The sequence below is a fragment of the Neobacillus drentensis genome, assembly GCF_036962125.1.
Lineage (GTDB): Bacteria > Bacillota > Bacilli > Bacillales > Cytobacillaceae > Neobacillus > Neobacillus drentensis_B.
Genome location: NZ_JBALOA010000031.1, coordinates 1 through 7,110, shown reverse-complemented (window position 1 = coordinate 7,110; position 7,110 = coordinate 1). Strand labels below are relative to the sequence as shown.

General features: G+C 39.5%; 7 protein-coding genes. 2 read left to right on the top strand and 5 right to left on the bottom strand.

Annotation, left to right across the window (positions count from 1 at the left end; all coding sequences use genetic code 11):
• Positions 1-392 precede the first annotated feature (392 nt).
• Positions 393-2,561 (bottom strand): transglycosylase domain-containing protein, encoded by a 2,169-nt coding sequence (locus V7121_RS21935; RefSeq protein WP_335547799.1) that lies wholly within the window; start codon positions 2,559-2,561, stop codon positions 393-395.
• A 321-nt stretch (positions 2,562-2,882) separates the two neighbouring features.
• On the opposite strand from V7121_RS21935, the gene V7121_RS21930 reads away from it, so the two are divergent.
• The gene (locus V7121_RS21930; RefSeq protein ID WP_335547796.1) at positions 2,883-3,107 is read left to right on the top strand and encodes a hypothetical protein; all 225 of its coding nucleotides are present in this window, start codon (positions 2,883-2,885) and stop codon (positions 3,105-3,107) included.
• 53 nt (positions 3,108-3,160) lie between these two features.
• Here V7121_RS21930 and V7121_RS21925 read toward each other — a convergent pair whose 3' ends face one another.
• Positions 3,161-3,826 (bottom strand): PspA/IM30 family protein, encoded by a 666-nt coding sequence (locus V7121_RS21925; protein WP_335502388.1) that lies wholly within the window; start codon positions 3,824-3,826, stop codon positions 3,161-3,163.
• A 1-nt stretch (position 3,827) separates the two neighbouring features.
• A complete protein-coding gene (locus tag V7121_RS21920) occupies positions 3,828-4,229 on the bottom strand; it encodes a hypothetical protein (protein ID WP_335547794.1) in 402 nt (133 codons plus the stop codon).
• Between the two features lie 155 nt (positions 4,230-4,384).
• Between V7121_RS21920 and V7121_RS21915 the strand changes: the two genes are divergently transcribed.
• Positions 4,385-5,227, top strand: a complete 843-nt coding sequence (locus tag V7121_RS21915) for a D-alanyl-D-alanine carboxypeptidase family protein (protein ID WP_335502392.1) — start codon at positions 4,385-4,387, stop codon at positions 5,225-5,227.
• A 67-nt stretch (positions 5,228-5,294) separates the two neighbouring features.
• On the opposite strand, the gene V7121_RS21910 is transcribed toward V7121_RS21915, so the two are convergent.
• The gene (locus tag V7121_RS21910; protein ID WP_335547792.1) at positions 5,295-6,494 is read right to left on the bottom strand and encodes an Ig-like domain-containing protein; all 1,200 of its coding nucleotides are present in this window, start codon (positions 6,492-6,494) and stop codon (positions 5,295-5,297) included.
• Positions 6,478-6,891, bottom strand: coding sequence for a glycerophosphodiester phosphodiesterase family protein (locus tag V7121_RS21905; protein ID WP_335547790.1), 414 nt, complete (start codon positions 6,889-6,891; stop codon positions 6,478-6,480). Before V7121_RS21905 ends, V7121_RS21910 begins: the two co-directional genes overlap by 17 nt.
• Between the last annotated feature and the right edge of the window lie 219 nt (positions 6,892-7,110).

Genomic DNA, 7,110 nt, shown 5'->3' with positions numbered 1-7,110 from the left:
CATTTGTTACGTTGGCTTAGTTTCTTAAAAGAAACTAAAATTTATTGTTTGTTTGCACGATTTTGTTTGTTTAGTTTTCAAAGAACAATTCATCTTGTCAGAAGCGACATTGATTATTATATCAACTCTCTATCATTATGTCAATATAATAATTTACTTTTTTCACTATCTCTTTTAACTAAAAAAAGCTTCCGTCAAAAGCGACTTCCTTATAGTATCATCCTCAATATAATTATGCAATAGAAAGTTTTATTTTATTTAAAAGAAAGTTAATAGTCTCAAAAACCCTTTAATAAGATCGCAACTACAGCATGATTTTTAAGATTAGAACGCAGAGCAATAAAAAACGAGAAGCTGAACATCGCTCCCCGTTTTACATCCGTCTTATCTAATTAATGTTTCCCTTTACCTTTTTTATTTTTCCAATGCTCTTTTTGTTTTTTCGGTTTTTCTTTTTGCTTCTGTCCATGACCTTTTTTCCAGCCATCTTTACCAGCTGGTTTTACTGTGTTAATAGGTTTGAGCTTTGGCGGTACTTCTGCCGACTGGACTCCTCTAATATAGAGCTCATTATTTACGCGATAGACACTGCTTGGCTGCTCGAAACTAGATGAATCCGTTCCAAATGACTGCATCATCGCCTTGAACATAAGCTTTGCAATTTGTGGCGTAGTTCCGGCCATATAGTTACTAGGACCGTTATGTGCGTATCCGGTCCAGACCGCCATTGTGTATTGCGGTGTATAGCCAACGAACCAGCTATCATTTGTGGCGTTGTCTGGATAGCCAAATTTCGCCTGGGTCTGTGTGTCAAAATTCGTTGTCCCTGTCTTCCCTACGACATATAGGCCAGGAACATCGGCCAGTTTACCACCCCCGTCTTTTACAACGGAGCGTAACATATCCGTCACCATATACGACGTGTAATCCTGCATCACCCGTTTTGGTTTTTTGGTAAAATGAATGACTTTACCAGTAGGCAGGACCACCTTTTGGACAAAATGCGGTTTATTGTAGTTCCCTTTGTTCCCAAAGACACTGTAAGCCCCTGCCATCGCTAAAGGACTTACGGCATTGCTCCCAATTGAATAGGACTCATATACCTGGTTATTTTTAAAAGTAATCCCGAGTTGTTCTGCAAAGTGCTTCGCCTTATCTATCCCAACCTCCCTTAGTGTAAGAAGAGCCGGAATATTGTAAGAGTTATTTAGCGCACTCCGTATGGTCAGCATTCCATGATACCTACGATCCCAGTTGGAGATCGGCTCTCCGGTTTCATACGACGTTTGCTGGTCATGAATCAGATGACCTGTTGACCATTTCAAATGTTCAATCGCAGGGCCATAGTCAAAAATCGGTTTAAAAGTCGAGCCAGGCTGCCGCTTGATATCAACGGCAAAGTTGTTCCCCAGAAATTCAGCTCGATAGTCGTTGCGCCCACTGCCAATTGCCCTTACTTCACCCGTTTGGGTATCTAAAAAGACGAAAGCCCCCTGAAAATCTGCATCTGGATAGGTAATAATTTCATTGGTGCTCAACATTTTATCTGCATAATCCTGCGCTTTGGGATCGAGGGTAGTATAAATAGATAATCCATCCACACTGATGTCTACATCCTTCAGTTTCCCCTTTACCTCTTTTACAACGGCATCCAAAAATGCCTCATAAGGCATAGCTTGTTTCGTACTTTTTGGGACAAGTCCCTTAGTCACTGGAATTTTTGAAGCTTCCTTTAATTGTTTCTCCGTTATATAACCATCTCTAAGCATTGAACGTAAGACAATATTACGGCGCTTCGTGGCTGCTGCTTTGTTTTCCGGCTTGGTTGGATCGTAATTATTCGGACTCTGCGGCATTCCGGCAATCATAGCAGCCTGTGCGAGTGTTAACTTTTTTAACTCATTTGCTTCGATACCATAATAATTCTTTGCAGCCGCCGCTACCCCGTACGAGCGGTTTCCAAGGTAAATTTTATTTAAATACATCATTAAAATATCATGCTTCGAATATTTCTGTTCCAACTGATACGCCAATTCCCACTCTTGCACTTTTCGCTTGACTGTTTTCTCTGGAGTTAAAAAGGAATTTTTAATGACTTGCTGGGTAATCGTACTGCCGCCTTGTGCCCCAAAATTCCCGGTTAAGTTGACAAAAATGGCTTTGGCCGTCCTTTTGAGATCGATCCCATGATGCTCATAAAAATGCGAGTCTTCTGTAGCAATAAATGCTTGCTCCAGCACCTTTGGTACTTTATCATAGGTAATCTTCGTCCGCTTTTCCTTCCCGTATTCATAGATAAATTTTCCGTTCTGATCATAGAATTTCGTGGAAAGTGGATCCACTAGCTTAGAAGCATCCAAATTCGGCGAATCCTTGATCATGGATGCGAACGTGATTGCTCCTGCTCCTGTCGAAACAAGTCCTAGAACTAGACAGATAATGATTACTTTTTTGAATAACGAGCTTTTCTTCCTAGGCGTCCGCTCACTTTTTTGGTGATCCTGGCTTATCTTTTCTGCCCGCTTTCGTTCTTCACGAGATTGATAGGTCTCTTCTGACATTCTTCTTCTCTCCTATCCATTGATGGTTGCACAAAGTTGATTTATCTGAGGTATTAGAATTCTCCTACACTGGTAAAGGGAAAGGTCCTGCCTTTATCAAACTACCTATAGAATTTCGTATAAGGACTTAAATTTATGAGGGAATCAGCGATAATTTTTCTTCCCAATCGGGTTACAGGCGACAGAACCGACTCCTAGTACGGCCGAATTGATTAATCTCATAGTTTACTTGTAAAATTACTTCATACTCACCTAGACATAATACATATGTTTTAATAGAAGGAAGATGAACTTAGGGAGAAGGAGTTGGAATGAGATAGAATGAAAGTTTTTAGCAGTTTGTCGGATGGAATATCGGCTCTATTTATTACAATCATTATTTACGCGGTATTTTTCGCGATGGTTTTTATGAGTCCTGGTGATGAAATGAATAATAGTTTTATTGCCTTAGCAACCTTCGTATCGATGACATTTTTCATCAACTTTCCACTTTGTTGGTGGGTGATCAAACGAATAATCAAAGCGAATCGGAAACAGAGGAATTGAAAAAAGGCCATTCGCCCGCGCTATAAAGCAGCGGGCGAATGACCCCTTTCGAATTATAATACAGCTACCTTTTCAAACTTTAGTTTTTCAATTTCCTTGTTTAACTCTTCATCGCTTACCAAACTACCTGCATCAAACTGAGCTAATGGAGCCGCCAACTGATTTCCCGCCTGTACCTCCGCTTCCATCATCAAAATCCGCTCTTCTGCACGGGCCACTCCTCTAGCAATATCATCGGTATTAAAGGAAACCGTTACTTTTTGAATTTGTTTCATCGATTGCGCCACATTAGCACGTGATGCTAATAAAATTTTCTTTTTCTGCATTTGGTTATATGCTTCCTTTAGCTGGTCCAATTTTTCAATGAGGAGTTGAGTTTGTCCCTCAATTGAGGCTAATTGGTCCACATATACTTGCAACTCTTTTTCTTTGGTGAGCTTCTCTTGCACGGCTAGTTTTGCTATGGCCTCGTTCCCTTGCTCAATCGCCAGTTTCGCCTGACGAGTTCGCTTGTCTACCAATACTTTTATTTCAGAAATAAGGGCTGCTTGTTTTTTCTCAACAAAAATCTGCCTTGCTAATGCTTGTTGACCTTTGGCAATTTCCTTTTCCATTTCTCTGGAATACTCATTCAGCATCGCAATCGGATTTTCCATCCCGTCTAATAACCCATTCATATCTGCCACTGCAATTGTCTTTAATCTTTTAAAAATACCCATGTTATTCATTCTCCTTTTTAGTTAATTGATTTTTTTCCCATTGATCCAAAATACTCGCATTTTGGTTAGTAACAGGTACATGCGAACCTACAAGGGAGGTGTCAATAAATTGATTCATTGAAGAAGCCTTCGACTTGTTTCTAAGCCATCTTACTAATAAAACTAGGGCAGCTAGTCCAATAATAAGGAAAAGCCACGGGAACCCTCCATCATGATGAGCACCATTCATCATCTGATGGCCACCAAATCCGCCACCATGTCCCATTCCACCTCGGCCATGTCCCTCTGGACCTCTAGCAAAAGCACTGCTACCTCCTACCAGCAAGTGGAGTAAGTTGATTACTAATACCGTTGAGGTAATAATCACACTCCAGAAAATACCTTTTTTCACTTTCGTATTCATTTCTTTTTTCCTCCTTTCGTTACTTGATGTAATGAATTTTAGTAGAGGATGGTGAAAACTTGGTGAAAAGAGAAACTATTTATTTTTGAAATGGAACAAACTAAGAAGAATAAATTGGTTTGGAATTCGCGTCGGGAAACTGGGGGTAATTCATCATGAGAAACATCTGGAAAATTACTGCAACAAGTCTATTAGTCCTTTTACTGTCGAGTGGAATGCTAACAAAAGTGGTTAGTACAGCGGAAATAGAAGTCGCACCACCAATTGTCGGTGGGGTTGGGGTCACCATCGATGCTGTTACAGGCGAGATTCTTTACAATAAAAATGCCCATACAAAAGCCTATCCGGCCAGCATGACGAAAGTTCTAACGGCTGCCATTTTAGATGAACGAATCAAAGATGGCGAAATATTAACGGTTAGCCCTCATGCGGCAAATCAAGAATGTATCTGTTTGGGACTTACAGCAGGAGAGCGGATTTCTAAACTAGACGCGATGAAGGCTTTACTCTTAATGAGCGCAAATGATGTGGCAGTGGTGATTGCGGAAAACGTGGCGGGGAGCGAAGAAGGGTTCGCCAACCTGATGAATCAGAAGGTCAAACAATGGGGTCTTAAAAATACTCATTTCGTTACAGCAAACGGTCTTCATCATCCAAACCATTACACCACTCCTTACGAGATGGCTTTGATTACAAAGGAAGCGATTAACCATCCTACTGTATTAGCAGTCATGTCGAAACAAACGGCTCACATTAAAACAAGCAGACACGTTAAAAATATTCGTAATCTCATTAATTTTCCAAGCCAGCCGAACGTCATAGCTGGTAAACCAGGGTTTACCAACGCTGCCCAACACACGCTTGTTGAATATCTAAAAAAGGACAATAAGGAGATCATCTCGGTTGTCATGAAAACCGATAAAAGGTCAAAATACAAGGATGTTCAAACCATGGCCAGCTATTCGTTTACCCATATGGGACAGGCACACTATCGATAAAGTTCACATGGCACTAATGAGGAATGTGCCACGAGAACCGTTTTCCGTGGCACACCATGATCTATCACTAATAAACTCTAATAACCTTAATCTTACTTTTGTTTCCCGCACCATCTATGACATAGATTTTTAATTGAGATTTTTTCTTTTGTGCTTTGATTTTTACGTTAAAGTTCCCTTTGTTATCTACTTTTGCTTTACCTACTTTTTGGCTTTTATTGAAGACATAGACAGTTGCTTTCTTCTCCGCTTTCCCCTTTATGTACTTAGTTTTACTCGTTATTTTATTAATAGCCGGGATTTTGGGAGCTGTTCGATCTAGTGTTTTAACCGTTTTTTTACTACTTATATTCCCGGCTGCATCCACTGAATAAACACTAACCAGTGCCCCTGCCTTTTGCTTGCTTATTTTAATCGAGTATTTTCCATTACTTGTTGTTGCCACACCTAACTTTTCAGTTCCGACCCAAGCATATACCTTTGAATTCAACTCCGCTTTTCCTGCAATATAGGTTGATTGATCACTTATTATATTGATAGTCGGAGTTACTGGTGCTGTTCGATCTACTACTTTACCCGTTTTCGAACCACTTTTATTCCCTGCAGCATCTACTGAATAAACACTAACCAGCGCCCCTGCTTTTTGCTTACTTATTTTAATTGAGTATTTTTCATTACTAGCTACTGCTTTACCCAACATTTTATTGCCTACCCAAGCATAAACTGTTGACTTGGACTCTGCTGTTCCCATAATACTGGTCGAATGATCACTGGTAGTATAGATGGTTGGGATAACTGGAGCTGTACGATCGGCCAATTTTACATTTACAGCTAGACCTACATAGTTTGTAAAAATACCATCTGCTCCCCAATCAATCATTTTTTCCATATCAGCTTGATTGTTAACAGTCCAACAATGAACAATTAGTCCATTACTATGAGCTTTTTCTATAAATGTCTTATTAACTGTTGTTAATTCAGGACCAACACCAATTGCATATTTTGAGATTTCAGGAAGGTCCATACGATTGGTATAGGACCCTAATTGTATTAATGGCAGGTTAGGGTATTGACTGTGAATATATTTCAGACTTTCAGCATCAGATGATTGGATAATAACCTTTCCACGAGGTATGTTATTTTCAATTAGATGACGTGAGTTTAGTACTTGTAACAATTCATCCGCCATTCCTGGATTATCCTCTGGCCTTTTTACTTCTATGTAGTAGTTTATAGTATCCTTATAATGGTCAATTATTTCTTCCAAAGTGGGGATTTTTAACCCAATATACTGCGGATTTGCTTTTATTAGGAAATTGCTGATTAAACCACGAACCCGTATCCAATTCCTTTATTTGTGAAAGAGTAAGGGAATTAACCCTTCCATTTCCATCGGTTGTCCGATCAACTGTGGAATCATGAATGGCAATAAGCTGCCCATCTTTGGTCATACCTAAATCTATTTCAATATAATCTGCCCCTAACCTTCGAGCGAGTTCATATGACACCATAGTATGCTCTGGAGCATTTCCTGAATCACCTCTATGAGCAATTACTTGGAAGTTTTTCTCACTAATTTCTTCTCCATAAACGGTTTTTGAATATATTACAATACTAAATAATAATGTAAGAGATAAAGAGATTTTTATCATAAAATTCTTCATTTCGTACATCCCCCCTTAACTCTAACTTAAAACCTAATGGGATGTAATTCTCTATAATCAACATCCTACAAATTTCCAATACTATCATTATATCAAGAAAGGTTCCTCCTGCAAGGTGTTCACAGCGCAAAAAAGAGTCCGGCACACCACAGTCTCGACTTCAAGGGTATCATACATTTCCTATGGTTACCGCTTAACCATTTTTTCCGACTTCACGGG

What these genes read in the sequence shown, in the direction of transcription:
- V7121_RS21935 (WP_335547799.1), bottom strand. Translation starts at nt 2,561, where the DNA reads ATGTCAGAAGAGACCTATCAATCTCGTGAAGAACGAAAGCGGGCAGAA.
- V7121_RS21915 (WP_335502392.1), top strand. Translation starts at nt 4,385, where the DNA reads ATGAGAAACATCTGGAAAATTACTGCAACAAGTCTATTAGTCCTTTTA.
- V7121_RS21920 (WP_335547794.1), bottom strand. Translation starts at nt 4,229, where the DNA reads ATGAATACGAAAGTGAAAAAAGGTATTTTCTGGAGTGTGATTATTACC.
- V7121_RS21925 (WP_335502388.1), bottom strand. Translation starts at nt 3,826, where the DNA reads ATGGGTATTTTTAAAAGATTAAAGACAATTGCAGTGGCAGATATGAAT.
- V7121_RS21905 (WP_335547790.1), bottom strand. Translation starts at nt 6,891, where the DNA reads ATGAAGAATTTTATGATAAAAATCTCTTTATCTCTTACATTATTATTT.
- V7121_RS21930 (WP_335547796.1), top strand. Translation starts at nt 2,883, where the DNA reads ATGAAAGTTTTTAGCAGTTTGTCGGATGGAATATCGGCTCTATTTATT.